An 18,017-nucleotide genomic window follows, 5' to 3' on the forward strand; every position below is an offset into this window, starting at 1 on the left:
CCCTGGCTAGTATCTGCACTCGGAGTGCAAATACTTCGGGAGGTCACCATGGCTCGAGTCGCGATCGTCACCGGGGCCGCTCGCGGTATCGGCGCCGCCACCGCGCGCCGCCTCGCCGCCGACGGGATGTCCGTCGCCGTCCTGGATCTCACCGAGGCCGACGCCAAGCCGGTCGCGGACGACATCGGGGGCATCGCGGTCGGTGCCGACGTATCGGACACCGACCAGGTCGCTGCCGCCGTCGCCCGCGTCGCCGACGAGCTGGGGCCGCCGACCGTGCTGGTCAACAACGCCGGTGTCACGCGGGACAACCTGCTCTTCAAGATGACCGACACCGACTGGGACACCGTGCTCGGCGTGCACCTGCGGGGTGCGTTCCTGATGTCGCGGGCCGTGCAGGGGCACATGGTCGGCGAGAAGTGGGGCAGGATCGTGAACCTGTCCAGTACCTCCGCGCTCGGCAACCGTGGCCAGGCCAACTACGCCGCGGCGAAGGCCGGGATGCAGGGCTTCACCAAGACGCTCGCGATCGAGCTGGGCAGGTTCGGGGTGACGGTCAACGCCATCGCGCCCGGGTTCATCGCCACGGACATGACGAAGGCGACGGCCGCGCGTATCGGTGAGGACTGGGACGGGTACGTCGCCAAGAGGGCCGCGGCGATTCCGGTCGCGCGGGCCGGTGAGCCGGACGACATCGCGAACGCGGTCGCGTTCTTCGTCGGGGAGGCCGCCGGGTTCGTGTCCGGGCAGGTTCTGTACGTCGCCGGTGGACCGAAGGGCTGAGCCATGCGTGAGATCGAGACCGGTACCGGAGACCTGCTGGCACACGTCGAGCGTGGTGTCGGGGTGGTGACCCTGAACCGGCCGGAGCGGCGCAACGCGCTCACGCAGGAGATGCTCTCGGCGCTGGCCACGGTGCTGCCGGAGCTGGCGGCTGCCGAGGACGTGCGGGCCGTCGTGCTGACCGGCGCGGGGCCGGCGTTCTGCGCGGGTGGGGACGTGAAGGCGTTCGCCGCCCGAGGTGGGGAGGGCGGCGGGACCACCGTGCCGCACGAGGAGCGGATCAGGCGCCAGCAGGCGATGCAGCGGGCCACGGTCGGTTGTCTGTACGACTTTCCCAAGCCGACGGTCGCGGCGTTGACGGGTGCCGCAGCCGGGGCGGGGCTGGGGTTCGCGCTCGCGTGCGACCTGCGGATCGGACACGCGAAGACGGTGTTCGCGACCGCGTTCGGCAAGGTCGGACTGTCCGGTGACTATGGTGCGACGTGGTTGCTGTCGCGGCTCGTCGGGCCCGCGCGGGCCAGGCGCGCGATGTTCCTCGGCGAACGGATCGACGCGGCCACCGCCGAGCGGTGGGGGATGCTCGACTGGGTCGTCGAGGCGGACGAGGTGGCCGGGTTCGCCCTCACGACGGCCGCCGAGCTGGCGGCCGGGTCGCCTGAGTCACTCGCCGCCATCAAGCAGAACCTGCTTGACGCACAACGGTTCGACCTCGTCGACGCGATGGACCGCGAGGTGCCCCGCCACCTCGCGTGCGGCCTCACCGACAACCACAAGGAAGCGGTGCAGGCGTTCGTGGAGAAGCGCCCGCCGGTCTTCAGCTGAGCTGTTGCCGAACTGACGATGGTGAGGCGGTGCGGGGTGTTCGTGAAGAATGCGCGCCCGTTCCAGCTGAGTCGCTGAAGCGTCAGGGCCATGCCTCGGCCACCGCCGACTGCACGGAGGCAGGTGCGGGCGTTCGTGCGGACCGTCCGCCGGTCTTCGGTCGAGGTGGGCGGGCGTTCGTGGACGAACGCCCGCCGTTCTCAGCTGAGCCGCTCCAGCACCATCGCCATGCCCTGGCCGCCGCCGACGCACATCGTCTCCAGGCCGATCTGCCTGTCGCGGGTGCGCAGGCCGTTCAGCAGTGTCGTCGTGATCCGGGCGCCGGTCATGCCGAACGGGTGGCCGAGCGCGATGGCGCCGCCGTGCACGTTCAGGGTGTCCGGGTCGAACGGGTCGATCCCCAGCTGCCGCGCCGAGGGCAGCACCTGCGCGGCGAACGCCTCGTTGATCTCCACCAGGTCCACGTCGTCGATGGACATGCCCGCGTTGGCCAGCGCACGCCTGGACGCCTCCACCGGTCCGAGACCCATGATCTCCGGTGACAGCCCCGAAACCCCCGTCGACACGACCCGCGCCAGCGGTGTGATGCCCAGTTCCCGCGCCTTCGTGTCCGACATGACCACGAGTGCCGCCGCACCGTCGTTGAGGGGGCAGCAGTTGCCCGCCGTGACCCGCCCGTCCGGACGGAACACCGGCGCCAGCTTGCCTACCGCCTCGTAGGTCACCCCGGCACGTGGGCCGTCGTCGGTGGACACGACGGTGCCGTCCGGCATCGTGACCGGGGTGATCTCGCGTGCGAAGAAGCCGTCCGCGATGGCCTTCTCCGCGAGGTTCTGCGACCGCACCGCGAAGGTGTCCATGTCCTCCCGGGTCACCCCTTCCGACAGGGCGACGTTCTCCGCGGTCTGTCCCATCGGGACGTACACGTCCGGCAGCGACCCGTCGAACCGGGGATCGTGCCACTCGTCGGCGCCGTCGTCGGTGACCGTGCGGGTGCGGGCCTGGGCGTCGGCGAAACGCGGGTTGTGGGTGCCGGGAGCGGAGTCCGAGCTGCCCTTGTCCATTCTGGACACCGTCTCCACGCCCGCGCTGACGAACACGTCGCCCTCGCCCGCACGGATCGCGTGCATGGCCATCCGCGTGGTCTGCACCGACGACGCGCAGTACCGGGTCACGGTCGTGCCGGGCACGCTGTCGTACCCCAGCAGCACGGCCACCACCCGGCCCATGTTGAAGCCCTGCTCACCGCCCGGCCTGCCGCAGCCGAGCATGAGGTCGTCGATGTCCGCCGGGTCGAGCTGCGGCACCTGGTCGAGTGCGGCACGCACGATCTGTGCGGCCAGGTCGTCGGGGCGGATCGTGGTCATCGAGCCCTTGCGGGCACGTCCGATCGGGGAGCGGGCGGCTGCGACGATCACTGCCTCGGGCATTGACTGTCCTTTCAGGAGCGATACTTGGCTAGCTCACGACGGGAAAGGGAACGCTTGTGCACCTCGTCCGGGCCGTCGGCCAGGCGGAGGGTGCGGGTGCTCGACCACAGCTGCGCGAGCGGGAAGTCCTGGCTCACGCCCGCCGCGCCGTGCACCTGGATGGCCTTGTCGAGGATCCACTCGACCGCACTGGGGGTCGCGATCTTGATGGACTGGATCTCGGTGTGCGCGCCCTGGTTGCCGACGGTGTCCATCAGCCACGCGGTCTTGAGCACCAGCAGCCGCAGCTGCTCGATCCGCACGCGTGACTCCGCGATCCAGTCCCGCACGACCCCCTGCTCCGCCACCGGCTTGCCGAACGCCGTGCGGTCCAACGCCCTGCGGCACATCAGCTCAACGGCCCGCTCGGCGATCCCGATCAACCGCATGCAGTGGTGGATCCGGCCGGGGCCTAACCTGGCCTGCGCCATGGCGAAACCGGCGTGCTCGTCGCCCAGCAGGAACGTGACCGGCACGCGGGCGTTGTCGAACACGATCTCCGCGTGGCCGCCCTTGGTGCCGTCCGGGTAGCCGAAGACGTGCATGCCGCGCCGGACGTCGACGCCGGGGGTGCCGGTCGGGACCAGCACCATGCTGTGGCGGCGGTGCGGCGGTCCGTCGGGGTCGGTCACGCCCATCACGATCAGCACCCGGCAGTTCGGGTTCATCGCGCCGCTGATGTACCACTTGCGCCCGGTGACGACGTACTCGTCGCCGTCGCGGGTGATCGTGGTGGCGATGTTTCGGGCGTCCGAGGATGCCACGTCCGGTTCGGTCATCGCGAACGCGGACCGGATCTCGCCGTTCAGCAACGGCTTCAGCCACTCGTCCCGCTGCGGTGGCGTGCCGAACATCGACAGCAGCTCCATGTTCCCGGTGTCCGGGGCCGCGCAGTTCAGCGCGGTCGGCGCGAGACCGGGGCTGCGGCCGGTGATCTCCGCCAGCGGCGCGTACTGCAGGTTGGTCAGGCCGCCGCCGTCCTCACCCGGCAGGAACAGGTTCCACAGGCCTGCCTCCCGCGCGGCGGCCTTGAGGTCCTCGATGACCGGCGGCGGCGCCCACGGGTCGTCCCGCTCTGCCGCCTGCGCGGCGTACACGGGCTCCGCCGGGTAGATGTGGGAGTCCATGAACGCGAGCAGCCGCGTCCGCAGCTCCTCGGTCCGCTCGTCGAAACCGAAGTCCATGCCGTTCCTCTCAGCCTGTCGCGACGAGGCCGCCGAGCCTGTCGCGGATGATGTCGGTCGCGTCCCCCACGATCCGGCCGACCAGTTCGGCGACGGTGGGAATGTCGTGGATCAGTCCCTGCACGAGCCCCGCCGACCAGATGCCCGCCTCGGGGTCGCCCGACTCGTAGACCGTGCGGCCGCGTCTGCCGGCGACCAGCTCGCGGATCTCGGCGAACTCCGCGCCGCCCGCGAGCAGCTGCACGACCGAGCGGCTCACGCCGTTGCGGGCGACCCGTGCGGTGTTGCGCAGCTGCCGGTAGACGAGGTCGGTGTCCAGCTCGGTCGCCTCGACGAGCCGCTCCTTGATGCGCTGGTGGACCGGCGCCTCGACGGTCGCGAGGAAGCGGGTGCCCATGTTGATGCCGTCCGCGCCCAGTGCCAGCGCCGCGGCGAGCCCCCGGCCGTCGCCGAACCCGCCCGAGGCGATCATCGGGATGGTCAGGCGTTCGGCCGCCGCGGGGATGAGCACCAGGCCCGGCACGTCGTCCTCGCCCGGGTGCCCGGCGCACTCGAAACCGTCGATGCTCACCGCGTCCACGCCGAGTGCCTGCGCCTTCAGCGCGTGACGGACGCTCGTGCACTTGTGCAGCACGGTGATCCCGGCCGCGTGGAAGTGCGGCAGGTGCTCGGCCGGGTTCGAGCCCGCGGTCTCCACGACCGGCACGCCCGCGGCGATGATCGCGTCGCGGTACTCGGCGTAGGGCGGCGGCGTGATCGACGGCAGCATCGTCAGGTTCACCCCGAACGGCCGGTCGGTCCGTTCGCGGCAGCGGGCCACCTCCGCGACCAGTGCCTCGGGGGTCGGCTGGGTGAGCGCGGTCAGGAACCCGAGCGCGCCCGCCTCGGCGACGGCCGACACCAGCTCGGCGCGGCCGACCCACTGCATGCCGCCCTGCACGATGGGGTGGTCGATGCCCATCAGCTCGGTGAAGCGGGTGCTGATCATGGTTCCGATCCGGTGAGGAGAGCGGTGACGGTGCGGTGCATGACGGTGGTGGCCTGCTCGACGGTCAGCCCTAGGTCGTCGCGGGCCCCCATCCAGGCGGGCCAGGTGGTGGCGACCAGCACCGCGGTCAGCAGGTCCGCGTCGCCGGCCAGCTCCTCGGCGAACAGCTCCTCGATCTCGGCACGCAGGCGGTCGGTGTGGTGGGAACGGTTCACGCGCAGCTGCTTGGAGTAGGGCAGCCGGATCTGCGCCGCGCGGGACGCCCCGGCGATGACCTCCAGCATGTGCGCGCGCTGGCGGCAGAACTGGTCGATCCGGTCGGCCAGCGGCTGGTCCACCGGCACCGGCCGGTAGTTCGCGTACTGGATCTCCAGCGTGCGTCGCCCCGCTGACGCGAACAGGGCCTCCAGGTCCGCGAAGTGGCCCCACAGCGTGCGTAAGGACACCCCGGCGCGTTCCGCGACGCGCCTCGCGGTCGGCTGGAGGTCGCCCTCCAGTATCAGTGCCATGTGCGCGTCGATGATCGACTCGCGGGTCCGTTCCGCGCGCAGGGTGCGCCCGTCGGTGCGCTCCGGTGTCGTCGAGTCGGTCGTGTCCAAGGCCACGTCCCCTTCCGGTGTCATGCGAGCAGTCCGAGCCCGCGTTCTACCAGGGGCCCCACCTGGTCGCCGACGTGGTCGAAGCCCGGCCCCACCGTCTGCCCGTGCAGGTGCCGGTAGTGCACGCCCTCGAGGATCACCGCCAGCTTGAACGCCGCGAACGCGCGGTACCAGCACAGGTCGGACAGGTCACGTCCGGACACCGCCGCGTACCGGTCGAGCATCTCCTCGACCGTCGGGTGCCCGGCCACCGACGTCGGCGAGCGCGGCGGTCCGCTGGCGGACACGACGGGACGCTCCGCGTACAGCAGCATCAGCGCCACGTCCGTCAGGGGATCGCCCAGCGTCGACATCTCCCAGTCGAGCACCACGCGCACACCGGGTGTCTTCGTGTCGACCAGCACGTTGTCCAGCCGGAAGTCGCCGTGCAGCACCGTCGCGTCGCGGCCCTCGGGGATCTCGTCGGCGAGCCTGCGGTGCAGCTCGTCAATGCCGGGCACCTCGCGGCTGTGGGAGTCGTCCAGCTGACGCCGCCACCTGCGCACCTGCCGCTCGTTGAACCCCTGTGGCCTGCCGAAGTCGGCGAGCCCGACCGCCGTGCTGTCCACCGCGTGCAGCGCGGCCAGCACGTCGACCGTGGCGAGCACCAGTGTGCGCAGGCGGTCGGGGCCGATCCCGTCGAGCAGCGCCGGGTCCCGCAGGACCGTGCCCGACACGTACTCCATCAGGTAGAACGGCGCGCCGAGCACGGATGAGTCCGTGCACAGCGACACCATCCTCGGCACGGGCACCGGCGAGCCCGCCAGCGCCGCCATGACCGTGTACTCGCGGCGCATGTCGTGCGCGGTGTCGAGCACGTGCCACAGCGGAGGCCGGCGCAGCACCCACTCCTGCGTCCCGTCGGTGACGAGGTAGGTGAGGTTGGACTTGCCGCCGCCGAGCACCCGACCGGTCAGCGGTCCGGTGTCGAGGTAGGCACGCAGGCGGTCGATGTCGAGCCCGGGCAGGGTTTCGGGCAGTGTCATCGGCCGTCGTCGAACAGTTCGGTCGGGAAGTCCCTGGTCTTCGACAGGGTCCACCGGGGTGCGCGCTTCTCCTTGAACGCGTTGACGCCCTCCGGCGCGTCCGCGTGCTGTCCGGCCCACCGGAACAGCTTGCGCTCCAGCTCCAGCGCCGCGTTCTGGTCGGTCTCCTGGAGGAACTTGCGTGCGACGAGCTTGGTGATGGCCGCGGACACCGGCGCGACGTTCGCGGCGATGTCGTGGCCCGCCGCGACGGCCGCGGGCAGGACCTCCTCGGCGGGCAGCGCGCGGGACGCGAGCCCGATCTCGGCCGCCTCGCTGCCGGCGAAGATGCGCCCGGTCAGCAGCAGGTCGATCGCCCGCGAGTAGCCGATCAGGCGCGGCAGGCTCCACAGCAGGTCGGCGTCGGGGATGACGCCTCGGCGGTTGAACACGAAGCCCAGCTTGGCGTTCTCGGCCACGTAGATGATGTCCGCGCGTAAGGCCATGGTGATGCCCGCGCCGACGGCCGCGCCGTTGACGGCGGCGATCACCGGGGTGCGCAGCTGGTCCGCGCCGCGGTGCGCGCCGGGGAACTTCGCCTCGGCGTCGTCGCGGGTGAGCGAGCCGTCGAACGTGGCGCCCGCAGGCCGCAGCCCGGCACCGGCGCAGAACGCGCGGCCCGCGCCGGTGAGCACGATCGCGCGGACGTCGTCGTCGCGGTCGAACTCGCCGTAGGCGTGGTTCATCTCCGCGGACATGAGCCAGTCCCACGAATTGAGCGCGTCGGGCCGGTTGAGGGTGATGATGCCGACCGGGCCGTCCCGGTCGACGAGGATGGATTCGTAGGTCTGCACGGCTGTCACGGGGTTCTCCTCCGGGTTCTAGAGACCGATGCGGTCGGCGAGCTGCCGCCGGTAGGCGCCGACGTCGCCGAAGAGCATCAGCGAGGACTTGGCGCGCTTGAAGTAGAGGTGGGCGTCGTGCTCCCAGGTGAAGCCGATGCCGCCGTGGATCTGGACGTTGTCGGCGGCGGCGCGGAAGTACGCCTCGGCCGCGGCCGCCTTCGCGAGCGTGGCCACGACCGGCAGCTCCTCGGGGTTCTCCGCGGCCGCCCAGGCGGCGTAACGGGTGGCGGCGCGGGCGCCCTCGATCTCGACGAGCATCTCGGCGCACTTGTGCTTCACCGCCTGGAAACGGCCGATCGGGCCGCCGAACTGCTCACGCACCTTGGCGTACTCGACGGCCATGTCCAGGCACGCCTGCGCGCCGCCGACCATCTCCGCGGCCAGCAACACGTTCGCGGTGTCGAGTGCCGAGGACAGCAGCCGTCCGCCGTCGCCGACGGTGCCGATCGGCGTGCACGGCGTGTCGTCGAAGTCCAGGCGTGCCAACGGTCGCGTCTGGTCCAGGGTGGGCAGCGCGGTCCGCGTGATGCCGTCCTCGACCGCGACGACCGTGGCGGCGTCTCCCGTGCCCGCCACGACGAGCACGAGGTCCGCGACCGTGCCGTCCAGCACGAGCGACGCGCTGCCCGACAGGCGCCAGCCGTCCGCCGCGTTGGTCACCGACGACGACGTGCCCGCCGAGTCCCAGCCGGCACCGGGTGCGAGCCACGCGACGGTGGCGACCGTCCGCCCACTCGCGACACCCGGCAGGTACCGGGCCATGGTGTCCTCGTCGCCGCTCGCGAGCAGCAGCGGCACGGCGAGCCCGACGGTCGCCAGTAGCGGCGCGGGCAGCAGCGCCCGGCCGCACTCCTCGAAGACGTGAGCCAGCTCCTGCGCCCCGAACCCGGCGCCGTCGTAGCGCTCCGGGATACCGAGGCCCTGCAAGCCGAGCCCGGCCAACGCGGTCCAGACAGCGGGGTCGTGTGCTTCGGCGGTGGCCATCAGCTCGCGGACGCGGGACAGCGGCACGCGGTCGGTGAGGTAGCGGCGCACGGTCGCACGCAGCTCCTCCTGCTCGGTCGTGGTCGCGAGGCTCATCGGGCACCTCCTGGCGCGGGGTCCTTCGGCAGGCCCAGCACGCGCTCGGCCACGATGTTGCGCTGCACCTCGGCGGTGCCGCCCCAGATGGTGTGGGATCGGGTCACGAGGAACTCCTCCTGCCAGTGGCCGAGGTCGTAGTCCTCGCCGACCACCAGCGCGTCGGGGCCGAGCAGGTCCATGGCGATCTCGGTCATCCTGCGCTGGTACTCCGACCACCGGATCTTGCTCGTGGAGCCGTTCCCGGCGCCGCGTCCGGTGCCGCCGGACGCGAGGTCGGCGACCAGCCCGAGACCGGTGAACCGGATCGTCTCGACCTGCGAGTAGGCCCACGCGAGCTGCTCGCGGACGCGGACGTCGTCGATCAGGCCGCGCTTGCGCACCTCGTCGACCAGCCGCCAGAACTGGCGCAGGAACGCCACGTGCTGGGTGGTGGCGCTGCCTCCGCGCTCGCTGCCGAGCGTGGTCATCGCGACCCGCCAGCCGTTGTCGAGCCCGCCGATGACGTCGTCGAGCGAGGCTCGCGTGTCGGTGAAGAACGTCTCGGAGAACAGTGCCTTGCCGGTCATCCTGGTGATGGGCCGGAACTCGACGCCGTTGTCCTCGACGGAGGTCAGCACGTAGGAGATGCCCCGGTGCTTGGGCGCGTCCGGGTTCGTCCGGCACAGCAGGAAGATCCTGTTCGCCTTCCAGAACCCGGACGTCCACACCTTCTGCCCGTTGATCACCAGCTCGTCGCCGTCGACGACGCCGGTGGTGCGCAGGCTCGCGAGGTCGGACCCGGCCTCCGGCTCGGAGAAGCCCTGGCAGTAGTCGTGCTCGCCGGAGATGATCGGCGGCAGGATCCGGCTCTTCTGCTCCTCGGTGGCGTGCGTGATGACCGCGGGGCCGACGAGCGACTCGCCCATGCCCCGGGTCAGCCGGGGCACGTCCGCGCGCCCGAACTCCTCGTTCATGATCGAGACCTCGACCCCGGAGAGGCCGCGGCCGCCGTACTCGGTGGGCCAGGCCACGCACATGTAGCGGGCCTCGGTGAGCGTGTCGGCCCACCGCCTGATGCGGGCGTCCAGCTCGGGCACCGGGGCACGCGGCACCTCGACACCACGCATCTCGTCGGGTGCGTTGGCGGCCAGCCAGTCGCGGATCTCGGCGCGGAACTCCTGCTGCGCAGGCGTGTAGTCGATGGGCGACGGCGCGTCCCGCCCCGCGCCGACCGGGAATGTCGGTGCCTCGTGGGACAATGGATCCCGGGGGCCGGAGGCGTCGGTCTCTTGCGCGGTCATGGGGTGGAAACCCTTCTGTGACTGGGGATTCCCGTGTCGGGTGGGATGACGCGCGGCGTGTCCGTGTCGGCGGTCGGCCGGTCGGTCACCGCGCCGCCGGCTCGCAGTCCAGCGACGCGTTCGTCGTCGTAGCCGAGCAGGTCACGCAGCACGGTGTCGTTGTGCTGTCCGAACAGCGGCGCCGCGTGGTGGTGGCCGCCCGGCGTCCGGTCGTGCCGGAACCCGAGCGCGCCGTACTCGCGCCTGCCGACCTTCGGGTGGTCGAGGGTCACGGCGAGCCCCGACTCCCGGACCGCCGCGCTGGTCGCGATCTCACCGGCACCCAGGACCGGTGCGGCAGGTATGCCGTTGGTTTGCAACAGGTGTGCCACCTCGACCTTGTCCCGGGTGGACGTCCACGCGGTGATCGCGGCGTGGACCTCGGGTCCCGCGCGGTCCGCGGTCGCGAGGTCGGCACGGTCCATCAACCCGCACAGCGCCCGCCACTGGGTGTCGTCGGCGACGGCGACCGCGACCCACTGGTCGTCGCCGCGTGCCGGGAAGGCGTCGTGCGGCGCGAAGCCCGCCGCCGCGTTGCCGTCCGGACGCCAGGTCCTGCCGGTCTCCAGCTGCTCCAGCACGAACTCGCCGATCCAGTGCGCGGCGGCCTCGACCTGCGGCACCTCGACCCGGGTGCCCACGCCGGTGCGTTCACGCAGCTCCAGCGCGGTCACCACGGCGGCCACCGCGTTGAGGCCGCCGGTCGGGTCCATGTAGGCGGGACCGGTGAGCACGGGCGTGCCGTCGGGATACCCCATCAGTGCGGTCATCCCGGACGCCGGCTCCATCGTCTTGCCCATGCCCTGGTGCTTCGACATGGGCCCGCCGGGACCGAACGCGGGCATCTCGACCACGATGATCCGCGGGTTGACCTCGCTGAGTGCCTGGTAGCCGGCGCCGAGCCGGTCCAGCACGCCGGGTGTGAAGTTCGCCAGCACCACGTCCGCGCCCGCCGCGAGGTCACGCATGACCTCCGCCGACCCGGCCACCTTGAGGTCGAGCGCGAGCGAGCGCTTGTCGAGGTTCTGCGAGTTGAACAGGACGTTGCGGTTCTGCGGGTCGTCGCCGGGCTCCATCTCCGGGTAGTAGAACCGCGCACCGCCCGTGCGGGTGCCACGCCACGAGTCGGGATGGCTCGGCGCCTCGATCTTGATGACGTCCGCGCCGAGATAACCCAGGCAGCGACCCGCGAACGGCCCGGCCCACGCGGTGGTGAACTCCAGCACCCGAACACCGGTAAGAGGCCCGCCCGGCACCACTGGATCGCTCGCAAGCTCGCTCACGCCACACCTCCGACCTCGAACAGGCGGTTGAGCGCCGGCCTGCCGTCGACCTCGCGGAGCATCCGCCGGGCCCGCCAGTGCTCCGAGGCCACCAGCTCGCCGAGGTCGCACACCTTCTCGGCGCTGACCCGGCCTGCCTGCAAGGCGGCGACGACGTCGTCCGACAGCATCCCGGACGCCCGCTCCCGCAACAGTTCCACGACCTCGGGCCAGTGCGCGAGCCGGTCACCCGAGGTGACGAACCGGGGGTCGTCGATCAGCTCGTCGAGGTCGAACGCCCGGCACAGGCTCGGCCAGTTGCGGATCGCGAACAGCACCACCCACGCGTCGGCGCACCGCAGGATCGCCAGGAACCCGGGGTAGCGGGCGCGGGTCTCCTGGGTGCCGTTGTAGCTGTACTGGCTCACCAGGTTCTGCGCCATCGCGGCGGCCGACTCGAACACCGTCGCCCGAACCCGTTGCCCCAGCCCGGACCTCCGGCGTTCGTGCAGTGCGGCCACGACCGAGATGTAGGCGGTGGTGCCGGTCGCGTAGGCCGAGCGGTGCCCGAGCCCGTAGATCGGCGGACGGCCGACCGAACCGGTCGCGTTCATCACCCCGGACAACGCCTGGTGGATCATCTCGGTGCCGGTCCAGTCCGCGTACGGGCCGGGCGGGAAGTCGCCGACCTCGCAGTCGATCACCGTGTCCGCCAGCACCGGCCCCTCACCCTGGTCCCGCAGCACGACATCGGCCCGCACCAACAGGTCCGCCAGCGCGCCCCCGGTGACCACGACGGACTGCTTGCCCTGGTTGACGTGCCGGAACACGAACGACTCGCCGTCGGGTGACAGTGGCGGCATGCGGCGGGTCGGCGTGCCCTCCGGCGGCTCGACCAGCACGACCGTCGCGCCGTACATGGCGAGCATCCGGCCCGCGTACTGCCCGGCGACGGTCGACGACAGGTCCGCGACCACCACTCCGTCAAGGGGCTCAGGCGACGATGACATCGTCCTCCGTCCTCTCCGTGCGCACGACGCCAGTGCTCATCCGGTCGCGCAGCGCGTCGCCGACGCGGTACACGCACAGCACGACGATGCCGAGCAGCACGCCGGGCGCGACGATCTGGGCAGGGGCGGACAGGATCTGGGCGTAGGCGTCGGACAGGTCGCTGCCCCAGCTGGGTGCCGGCTTGGGCACACCGAGACCGAGGAACGACAGCACACCCTGGATCACGAACGTCAGTCCTGTGTAGATGGTCAGCTGCACGACCACCGGCCGCAGCGCCAGCGGCAGTACGTGACGCGCCAGGATCACCGGTGTGCGTACGCCCGAGAGCCGCGCGCTCTGCACGAACTGCTGCTGACGCACCGACAGCACCCCGGATCTGGTCAGCTGCGCCATGTTCGGCGACAGCACCAGCCCGATCGCGACCATCGACGTGACGAGCCCCGCGCCGAGCGACCCGGTGATCGCGACCGCGAGCACCATCGTGGGGAACGCGATCATGATGTCGGCGAACCGCATCAGCACGGTGCCGGTGTAGCGGGGCCAGTAGCCGGCGACGGTGCCCCACACGACACCGAGCACGAACGTCACCCCGACGGCGATCGCGACCCCGCCGAACGCGTTGCGGCCGCCCCAGATCAGCCTGCTCACCACGTCCCGGCCGAACTGGTCGGTGCCGAGCCAGTGCGAGCCGGACGGCCCGGCGAGCCGGTTGTGCAGGTCCTGGGCGAGAGGGTCGTAGGGCGCCACCCATGGCGCGAAGATCGCCGCGAGCAGCAGCCCCACGATGATGACCAGAGCGACAGTGAGACCGATACGAGAGCGCATGTCATTCCCCCCTGTTCGCGGGATTGACCAGGCCGCTGACGATGTCGACCACGAGGTTCACGACCAGCGCGATCAACACGTACACCAGCACGATGCCGAGGATCAGCGTGTAGTCGCGGACGCCGATCGCGTTGACCAGCGCACTGCCCATGCCGGGCAGCACGAAGATCTTCTCCAGCACCAGCGTCACACCGAGCTGCCCCAGTGCCAGCAGGGCGACCACGTTCAGCACGGTCGGCAGCGCGGCCCGGAACGCGTACCGCCAGGTGACCACGCGCTCGGACAAACCCATCGCACGTGCCGTGCGGGTGTGGTCGCTCGCCAGCGCGTCCACCATCGCGGCGCTGACCTGGCGGATCACGATCGCGCTGCCGCCGAGGATCATCGGCAGCACCGGGAGGATCACGTGGTACAGGTTGTCGGCCGGGTCCACGGTGAACCGGGGATAGCCGAGCCGGGGGAGCAACCCGAGACCAACCGAGAACACACTGATCAGCACCAGCGCCAGGAAGAAGTCCGGCACCGCGAGCCCCACACCCGAGACGGTGCGGATCCACCGGCCCGACCGCCTGTCGGCCCGCTTCGCCGCGAACACGCCGAGCGGGACGGCGATCACGATGGTCCCGACGATCGCGAGCAGCACCAGCTCGAGGGTCACCGGCAGTGCGTTGCCGATCAGCTTCGACACCGGCTGCCCGGTCTGGAACGACACCCCGAGATCGCCGGTGACCGCCTTGCCGAGCCAGCTGAAGAACTGCTCCACGACCGGCTTGTCGAGCCCGAGCTGCTTCTCCACGACCGCGATCGCCTCCGGGGTCGCGTCCTCGCCGAGCCTGGCGTAGGCGGGACCACCCGGGATGATCTTTACGAGCAGGAACGTGAGCAGCCCGGCGCCGATCGCGGTCGGGATGAACAGCAGCAGCCGCCGCAGGACGAACCGGGGCAGCCCGCCCGCCGCGAAGAAGCCGCGCCGCCTGGCTCGCGCCATGGGCGCCGCCCCACCGTCCCCGGGGTCCTCCCGGGGACGGTCGGGTGCCAGCGCGGGCGCCGGACGCATCAGCCTGCCGCCGTGACGCCGAGCGCGGTGAGGTCGGCCTCGCCGTTGACCGCGAAGGCCTTGTCGCCGCCGGTGACCCGGTCGCTCCACGCGGCGACGTAGGGCGTGTAGAACAGCGGGATGATCGGCAGCTGCTCCTGGAACACCTTGTTCGCGGCCTTCAGCGCGGACTTCAGGTCGGCGTCGTTCGAGGCCTTGTTGAGTGCCTCGACGGCCGCGTCACCGTCCGGGATGGGTGCCTTGCCCGCGTTGCCCGCGGACGTGGTGGTGAGGATCCTGCGGTAGATCGTCATCCAGTCCGGGCCGGAGTTCATGCCGGTGGAGAAGATGTCGTACTGGTGGTCGGTGTAGAAGCTCTTCGTCGCGTCGGGCAGTGCCTTCGCCTCGAAGGTGACCTTGATGCCGATCTGCGCGAGCTGCTGGGACACGATCACACCGGCGTCCTGGAAGTTCTTGCCGTCCAGGGAAAGTCCGCGCAGCGTGAGCCCGTTCGGGTAACCGGCCTCGGTCAGCAGCTGCTTGGCCTTCTTCACGTCGTAGGAGTACGCACTGTCCATGTCGTCGAAGTGGTACGGGTGGCCCGGCGGGTAGGGCTGCACCGCGCCCACGTCGGTCAGACCTCCCGACCCGGTCTCGGCGAGCGCCTTGCGGTCGATCGCGTAGCTGATGGCCTGGCGGACCTTCTCGTTCTGCAGGGGCCCCTGGCTGCGGTCGACGTTCAGGTCGGCGATCGACACACCGATGTCAGTGCTGACCTTCAGGTTCGGCTGGTCCTTCACCGACTGCACGACCGTCGGGTCGAGCCGCCAGCCGTAGTCGGCCTGCCCGCCGGTGAGCGCGGCGACCTGCGCGGACGGGTCGAGGATGATCGAGACGTTGATCGCGGCGGCCTTGCCCTTCGGCATGCCCGCCTCCTTGTAGCCGTCCCAACGGGTCAGCTTCACCGAGCTGCCCGGCACGAAGTCGGTCAGCTGGTAGGGGCCCGCGCCGACGGGCTTCGAGCCGAACGCGGTGCCCTCCTTCTCCCGTGCGACAGGGGAGGCGAGCAGGCCGAGGCGGCTGCCTAGCAGGTCGACGAGCCCGGAGAGCGGGCTCTCGAGGGTGAACACGAGTGTGTCGTCCCCCTGCGCGGCCACGCCCTTGAGGCCCGGCACGGTCTGGTTGCCCAGCTTCATGCACTGGTCGAGGCTCGTCTTGGCCGTCTCGGCGTTGAGTGGCGACCCGTCCTGGAACTTCAGTCCCTTCTGGAGGGTGAGCGTCAGCGTGAGGCCGTCGGACGAGGTCTCCCACTTGGTCGCGATGCCGGGGGAGAGCTTGCCCGTCGCCGGGTCCGAACGCAGCAGCGGCGCGTAGATCGCGGTCATGTAGGCGAGCTCCGAGCCGTTGAGCGTGCCGCACGGGTCGAACTGGTTGGGCGTCGAGCCGTGGACGACGTTGACCGTGCCGGACGGATCCGCCGCGGCGGAGCCACCACTTCCGGTGTCGTCACCGGTGCCCTGGCCGGAGCACGCCGCCAGGGTCAGTGCGGCGATGGCACCCGCGGCGAGACGGATACCGCGCCGTCGGGTGAGGTGTGCGAACATACGTGCACTCCTTTGTGCTGGAGGTTGAGCGGGCCCGTGGCGGGGCCGTTGTACGTGGCCGTCACTCAAGGTGTGGCGGCATCCTTGATCTCGGGCCAGAAGTGGCAGGCGACCTGATGTGCCTCTCCTGGGCCGAAAGTCGGTTCCTCGACCGCGCACCGGTCCTGTGCGAACCGGCAGCGGGTGCGGAACCGGCACCCCGACGGTGGCCGCCGCGCGTCCGGGATCTCCCCGGGCAGCAGCGTCCTGTTCCTGGCGCGTGCCTGGAGCGACACGGTTGGCACGGCGCTGATGAGCGCCTGGGTGTAGGGATGACGGGGCTCGCGGAGCACGGCCCGCGTCGGGCCCAGCTCCACGAGCTTGCCGAGGTACATGACCCCGACCTGGTCGGCGATCCGCGCGATCGACGTCATGTCGTGGGAGACGAAGACGTAGGTCAGGTCGCGGGTGCGGCGCATCTCGTCGAGCAGCCGGAGAACGCCCGCCTGCAGGGAGATGTCGAGTGCGGCGACCGGTTCGTCGCACATGATCAGCGGCGCCTGCGCGGCCACCGCACGGGCGATGGTGACCCGCTGGCGCTGCCCGCCGGAGAGCTGCGCGGGCCGCCGGTCGGCAAGCTCGGGGCCGATCCCGACCTGGCCGAGCAACTCCACGGCGGTCGCCCTGAACCTGGCGGGCACGCGGAGGTTCCCGGGTGCCAACGGTTCCGCGACGCTGCGCCAGATCGGCAGGCTCGGCGACAGTGCCAGCATCGGGTCCTGGAAGATCACCTGGACCTGTCCGCCCCGACCGACCGACCTGGCCGCCGGGGCGAGATCGCCGTCGCGTGGCGCGATGTCGACCGTGCCGCTCGTGGTGGGCAGCAGGCCCGCGATGGCCATCACGAGCGTCGACTTCCCCGAGCCCGACTCGCCGATCACGCCGAGCGCCTGGCCTCGGGGCACAGCCAGCGTCACCCCGTCGACCGCGCGGAGCGGGTCGCGGCGGTTGCCGTAGGTGACCACCAGATCCTTGACCGACAGCGCGTCGCCGACCCGCGCCGCGGCCACGGTCTCCTCCACCCCGGCGGTCATGCCGACACCCCGCTCAACGTCAGCTCCTCGTGCCGCAGGCACCGGGTGAGCCCGCCGCCCTCGGCGGCGACCAGGTCGGGACTCGTGCTCTCGCACGTCTCGGTCCGGTGTGGACAGCGCGGGTGGAACCGGCAGCCGACCGGCGGGCGGGCCGGGTTGGCCGGCGTGCCGGCGATGCCGGTCCACTCGTGTTCCCGCTCGGTGTCGAGGTCCACGGCCGAGGCCTGGAGCAACGCCCACGGGTAGGGGTGCTGGGGGTGGCGCAGCAGGTGGTCGGTTCGGTCGACGGTGACGACCTGGCCGCAGTACATGGTGATCACGCGGGAGCACAGGTCGCTGACCACGCCGAGGTTGTGGCTGATGAGCAGCACCGTGAGCCCGCGTTCCTCGGCGAGGCCCCGCAGCAGCTCGATGATCTGCGCCTGGATGGTGACGTCCAGCGCGGTCGTCGGCTCGTCGGCGAGCAGCAGCCTGGGCTCGCACACCAGCGCCATCGCGATCATGATGCGCTGGCACATGCCGCCGGACAGCTCGTGGGTGTAGGCGGAGAGCGTCCGCCTGGGGTTGGGCAGGCCGACCTGGGCGAGCAGGTCGCACGCGCGGTCCTGGGCGACGGCCTTCGACACCTGCTCGTGCGCGCGGACCACGTCGACGATCTGCTTGCCGACCGGGCGCGCGGGGTGCAGCGACGCCCTCGGCTCCTGGAAGATCATGCTCAGCTCGCTGCCCCGCAGCCGCCGCAGCTCCTCGGGACCCGCGGTCAGCAGGTCGTTGCCCTGGAACTCGACGGTGCCGGTCGCCTCCGCGGTGGGTGGCAGCAGGCCCATCACGGTCAGTCCGGTGAGCGTTTTGCCCGATCCGGACTCGCCGACGAGCCCGACGACCTCGCCCTCGGAGAGGGTGAACGAGACGTCGGACAGCAGCCGCGTGCCGCCGATGGACAGGCCGAGGTCGGCCACTCTGAGCAGGTCAGCCATGCCGCACCCTCCCGCCGAGACTATCTGCACTCCTGGTGCAAATAGTAAGTGGCGTCACACGCGTGTCAATAGT

General features: G+C 71.1%; 17 protein-coding genes. 2 read left to right on the forward strand and 15 right to left on the reverse strand.

The genetic code is table 11. The features are described 5' to 3' along the window. The first annotated feature begins 48 nt into the window (after window positions 1-48). A complete protein-coding gene (locus CLV71_RS02810; protein ID WP_133900935.1) occupies window positions 49-783 on the forward strand; it encodes an SDR family oxidoreductase in 735 nt (244 codons plus the stop codon). A gap of 3 nt (window positions 784-786) precedes the next feature. Further along, window positions 787-1,605: an enoyl-CoA hydratase-related protein gene (locus CLV71_RS02815; RefSeq protein ID WP_133900936.1), complete on the forward strand. Its 819-nt coding sequence runs from the start codon at window positions 787-789 to the stop codon at window positions 1,603-1,605. A 200-nt stretch (window positions 1,606-1,805) separates the two neighbouring features. Here the strand turns inward: CLV71_RS02815 and CLV71_RS02820 are convergent, their stop codons facing one another. The 15 genes from CLV71_RS02820 to CLV71_RS02890 all read right to left on the reverse strand — a co-directional run bounded on the left by CLV71_RS02820 (window position 1,806) and on the right by CLV71_RS02890 (window position 17,944). Then, the gene (locus CLV71_RS02820) at window positions 1,806-3,035 is read right to left on the reverse strand and encodes an acetyl-CoA C-acetyltransferase (protein ID WP_133900937.1); all 1,230 of its coding nucleotides are present in this window, start codon (window positions 3,033-3,035) and stop codon (window positions 1,806-1,808) included. A gap of 11 nt (window positions 3,036-3,046) precedes the next feature. Further along, complete coding sequence (locus tag CLV71_RS02825) at window positions 3,047-4,258, reverse strand: acyl-CoA dehydrogenase family protein (RefSeq protein WP_133900938.1); 1,212 nt, start codon at window positions 4,256-4,258, stop codon at window positions 3,047-3,049. Between the two features lie 10 nt (window positions 4,259-4,268). After that, window positions 4,269-5,246: an NAD(P)H-dependent flavin oxidoreductase gene (locus CLV71_RS02830; RefSeq protein ID WP_133900939.1), complete on the reverse strand. Its 978-nt coding sequence runs from the start codon at window positions 5,244-5,246 to the stop codon at window positions 4,269-4,271. Beyond that, on the reverse strand, window positions 5,243-5,869 hold the full coding sequence (locus CLV71_RS02835; protein WP_208297349.1) for a TetR/AcrR family transcriptional regulator: 627 nt from the start codon (window positions 5,867-5,869) through the stop codon (window positions 5,243-5,245). Before CLV71_RS02835 ends, CLV71_RS02830 begins: the two co-directional genes overlap by 4 nt. Continuing rightward, complete coding sequence (locus CLV71_RS02840; RefSeq protein WP_133900940.1) at window positions 5,866-6,870, reverse strand: phosphotransferase family protein; 1,005 nt, start codon at window positions 6,868-6,870, stop codon at window positions 5,866-5,868. The genes CLV71_RS02835 and CLV71_RS02840 overlap by 4 nt, the downstream gene beginning before the upstream one ends. After that, window positions 6,867-7,712 carry an enoyl-CoA hydratase-related protein gene (locus CLV71_RS02845; RefSeq protein ID WP_208297350.1) on the reverse strand — a complete coding sequence of 282 codons (846 nt, stop codon included), beginning with the start codon at window positions 7,710-7,712 and terminating at the stop codon, window positions 6,867-6,869. The genes CLV71_RS02840 and CLV71_RS02845 overlap by 4 nt, the downstream gene beginning before the upstream one ends. A gap of 18 nt (window positions 7,713-7,730) precedes the next feature. After that, the gene (locus CLV71_RS02850; protein WP_133900941.1) at window positions 7,731-8,834 is read right to left on the reverse strand and encodes an acyl-CoA dehydrogenase family protein; all 1,104 of its coding nucleotides are present in this window, start codon (window positions 8,832-8,834) and stop codon (window positions 7,731-7,733) included. After that, window positions 8,831-10,117: an acyl-CoA dehydrogenase family protein gene (locus CLV71_RS02855; protein WP_133900942.1), complete on the reverse strand. Its 1,287-nt coding sequence runs from the start codon at window positions 10,115-10,117 to the stop codon at window positions 8,831-8,833. The genes CLV71_RS02850 and CLV71_RS02855 overlap by 4 nt, the downstream gene beginning before the upstream one ends. Beyond that, the gene (locus CLV71_RS02860) at window positions 10,114-11,439 is read right to left on the reverse strand and encodes a CaiB/BaiF CoA transferase family protein (RefSeq protein ID WP_166663893.1); all 1,326 of its coding nucleotides are present in this window, start codon (window positions 11,437-11,439) and stop codon (window positions 10,114-10,116) included. The genes CLV71_RS02855 and CLV71_RS02860 overlap by 4 nt, the downstream gene beginning before the upstream one ends. Then, window positions 11,436-12,428, reverse strand: coding sequence for a CoA transferase (locus CLV71_RS02865; protein WP_133900944.1), 993 nt, complete (start codon window positions 12,426-12,428; stop codon window positions 11,436-11,438). Before CLV71_RS02865 ends, CLV71_RS02860 begins: the two co-directional genes overlap by 4 nt. Further along, window positions 12,412-13,254 (reverse strand): ABC transporter permease, encoded by an 843-nt coding sequence (locus CLV71_RS02870; protein ID WP_133900945.1) that lies wholly within the window; start codon window positions 13,252-13,254, stop codon window positions 12,412-12,414. Before CLV71_RS02870 ends, CLV71_RS02865 begins: the two co-directional genes overlap by 17 nt. A gap of 1 nt (window position 13,255) precedes the next feature. After that, the gene (locus CLV71_RS02875) at window positions 13,256-14,242 is read right to left on the reverse strand and encodes an ABC transporter permease (RefSeq protein ID WP_166663894.1); all 987 of its coding nucleotides are present in this window, start codon (window positions 14,240-14,242) and stop codon (window positions 13,256-13,258) included. A gap of 68 nt (window positions 14,243-14,310) precedes the next feature. Continuing rightward, entirely contained in the window at window positions 14,311-15,894 is a 1,584-nt protein-coding gene (locus CLV71_RS02880; RefSeq protein ID WP_133900947.1) for an ABC transporter substrate-binding protein, read from the reverse strand. A gap of 65 nt (window positions 15,895-15,959) precedes the next feature. Continuing rightward, on the reverse strand, window positions 15,960-16,967 hold the full coding sequence (locus CLV71_RS02885) for an ABC transporter ATP-binding protein (RefSeq protein WP_133900948.1): 1,008 nt from the start codon (window positions 16,965-16,967) through the stop codon (window positions 15,960-15,962). Next, window positions 16,964-17,944 (reverse strand): ABC transporter ATP-binding protein, encoded by a 981-nt coding sequence (locus CLV71_RS02890; RefSeq protein WP_133900949.1) that lies wholly within the window; start codon window positions 17,942-17,944, stop codon window positions 16,964-16,966. The genes CLV71_RS02885 and CLV71_RS02890 overlap by 4 nt, the downstream gene beginning before the upstream one ends. Window positions 17,945-18,017 lie beyond the last annotated feature (73 nt).

This window comes from Actinophytocola oryzae (assembly GCF_004364325.1).
GTDB lineage: Bacteria > Actinomycetota > Actinomycetes > Mycobacteriales > Pseudonocardiaceae > Actinophytocola > Actinophytocola oryzae.

What these genes read in the sequence shown, in the direction of transcription:
- CLV71_RS02840 (WP_133900940.1), bottom strand. Translation starts at nt 6,870, where the DNA reads ATGACACTGCCCGAAACCCTGCCCGGGCTCGACATCGACCGCCTGCGT.
- CLV71_RS02855 (WP_133900942.1), bottom strand. Translation starts at nt 10,117, where the DNA reads ATGACCGCGCAAGAGACCGACGCCTCCGGCCCCCGGGATCCATTGTCC.
- CLV71_RS02870 (WP_133900945.1), bottom strand. Translation starts at nt 13,254, where the DNA reads ATGCGCTCTCGTATCGGTCTCACTGTCGCTCTGGTCATCATCGTGGGG.
- CLV71_RS02865 (WP_133900944.1), bottom strand. Translation starts at nt 12,428, where the DNA reads ATGTCATCGTCGCCTGAGCCCCTTGACGGAGTGGTGGTCGCGGACCTG.
- CLV71_RS02880 (WP_133900947.1), bottom strand. Translation starts at nt 15,894, where the DNA reads ATGTTCGCACACCTCACCCGACGGCGCGGTATCCGTCTCGCCGCGGGT.
- CLV71_RS02820 (WP_133900937.1), bottom strand. Translation starts at nt 3,035, where the DNA reads ATGCCCGAGGCAGTGATCGTCGCAGCCGCCCGCTCCCCGATCGGACGT.
- CLV71_RS02810 (WP_133900935.1), top strand. Translation starts at nt 49, where the DNA reads ATGGCTCGAGTCGCGATCGTCACCGGGGCCGCTCGCGGTATCGGCGCC.
- CLV71_RS02850 (WP_133900941.1), bottom strand. Translation starts at nt 8,834, where the DNA reads ATGAGCCTCGCGACCACGACCGAGCAGGAGGAGCTGCGTGCGACCGTG.
- CLV71_RS02890 (WP_133900949.1), bottom strand. Translation starts at nt 17,944, where the DNA reads ATGGCTGACCTGCTCAGAGTGGCCGACCTCGGCCTGTCCATCGGCGGC.
- CLV71_RS02885 (WP_133900948.1), bottom strand. Translation starts at nt 16,967, where the DNA reads ATGACCGCCGGGGTGGAGGAGACCGTGGCCGCGGCGCGGGTCGGCGAC.
- CLV71_RS02815 (WP_133900936.1), top strand. Translation starts at nt 787, where the DNA reads ATGCGTGAGATCGAGACCGGTACCGGAGACCTGCTGGCACACGTCGAG.
- CLV71_RS02835 (WP_208297349.1), bottom strand. Translation starts at nt 5,869, where the DNA reads ATGACACCGGAAGGGGACGTGGCCTTGGACACGACCGACTCGACGACA.
- CLV71_RS02830 (WP_133900939.1), bottom strand. Translation starts at nt 5,246, where the DNA reads ATGATCAGCACCCGCTTCACCGAGCTGATGGGCATCGACCACCCCATC.
- CLV71_RS02825 (WP_133900938.1), bottom strand. Translation starts at nt 4,258, where the DNA reads ATGGACTTCGGTTTCGACGAGCGGACCGAGGAGCTGCGGACGCGGCTG.
- CLV71_RS02875 (WP_166663894.1), bottom strand. Translation starts at nt 14,242, where the DNA reads ATGGCGCGAGCCAGGCGGCGCGGCTTCTTCGCGGCGGGCGGGCTGCCC.